1 protein-coding gene and 1 rRNA gene are annotated in these 1,523 nt (G+C 33.3%); both read left to right on the top strand.

All coding sequences use genetic code 11. The annotated features are described in order from the left end of the window. Nucleotides 1-86 (top strand): 5S ribosomal RNA (rrf, locus tag F553_RS12765); the annotation flags it as partial. Between the two features lie 141 nt (nt 87-227). Then, the gene (locus tag F553_RS0111555) at nt 228-1,412 is read left to right on the top strand and encodes a pyridoxal phosphate-dependent aminotransferase (RefSeq protein WP_019000216.1); all 1,185 of its coding nucleotides are present in this window, start codon (nt 228-230) and stop codon (nt 1,410-1,412) included. The last annotated feature ends 111 nt before the right edge of the window (nt 1,413-1,523 follow it).

Below are 1,523 nucleotides of genomic sequence, written 5' to 3'. Positions count from 1 at the left end.
TACCCATACCGAACACAGTAGTTAAGCATTTAGAGGCCGAAAGTACTTGCATGGAGACGTGCTGGGAGGATAGGAAGTTGCCAGTTAAGAAAAAAAGCACTGAATATTTCAGTGCTTTTTTTCTTTATTTTTATTAATGAATATTATATATTAAGATATTAAAGGATAATCCTAGTTATAAAAAATAATGGACTATCATTCTAACTGATTAGTGAGGAGAGATATGTATGTATGAACTCAGTAAGCGTACATCAAATTTTAGTGATTCGGTTATAAGATGTATGACACGTATTGCTAATAAATATGATGCAGTTAATCTTTCACAAGGTTTTCCAGATTTTGCACCACCAAAAGAAATTACAGATAGATTAGCTGAAGTGGCAAAAATGGGGCCACATCAATATGCAATTACATGGGGTGCACAAAATTTTCGTGAAGCTTTAGCACGAAAACATGAACATTTTTCAGGTATGAAAGTCGATCCTGATAGTGAGATTGTTGTTACTTGTGGTAGTACAGAAGCGATGATGGCTTCTATGATGTCAATTATAAATCCTGGAGATAAAGTTGCAATTTTTTCTCCGTTTTACGAAAATTATGGAGCTGATACAATTCTTTCCGGAGCAGAGCCTATATATATTCCGCTAGTTCCACCAGATTTTAATTTTGATGTAAATTTATTAGAAGAAGCATTTTGTAGCGGTGCTAAAGCACTTATTCTTTGTAATCCGTCAAATCCATGCGGAAAAGTATTTACACGTAAAGAACTTGAAAATATTGCTGAACTTGCAATTAAATATGATGCATATGTTATTACTGATGAAGTATATGAACATATTATTTATGAACCTCATGAACATGTATATATGGCTACATTACCAGGTATGCGTGAACGAACAATCATATGTAATTCACTTTCCAAAACGTATTCTATTACAGGTTGGCGATTGGGATATGTCATAGCTCCACCAAATATCATTGATCGAGTTAAAAAAGTTCATGACTTTTTAACTGTTGGTGCAGCAGCACCACTTATGGAAGCAGCTGTGGTAGGTTTAAATTTTCCAGATGCATATTATAAAGAACTTCAAGATCATTATACGCATATGAAGAAACTTTTTGTGGGAGGATTAGCAAATTTAGGCTTTCAATTTACTGAACCGCAAGGGGCATATTATGTGCTTATGGATGTTTCAGAATTTGGCGTAAAAGATGATTATAAATTTGCTGAATGGATGACAGCAAATGTAGGAGTGGCAGCTGTGCCAGGTTCTAGCTTTTTCCATGAAGATGTACACAATTTAATTCGTTTTCATTTTGCAAAAGAAGATGTAACTCTTAATGAAGCACTTACAAGATTAGAAAAATTAAAGAAAAAAGTTAATAATGCTCAAAATATAGATTGGAGATAAAAAAAGACTACCTATAAAAATGAACTGCACCCCAAAAGTTGGACACAAAACAACTTTTGGAGGTGCAGTTTTTTTATGACTAAATATTCAAATGAATTTAAAGTTAAAGCA

This window comes from Megamonas rupellensis DSM 19944 (assembly GCF_000378365.1).
GTDB classification, from domain to species: domain Bacteria; phylum Bacillota; class Negativicutes; order Selenomonadales; family Selenomonadaceae; genus Megamonas; species Megamonas funiformis.
The sequence above is the reverse complement of the archived record's forward strand: the minus strand, read 5'-3'. Positions and strand labels throughout refer to the sequence as shown.

What these genes read in the sequence shown, in the direction of transcription:
- F553_RS0111555 (WP_019000216.1), top strand. Translation starts at nt 228, where the DNA reads ATGTATGAACTCAGTAAGCGTACATCAAATTTTAGTGATTCGGTTATA.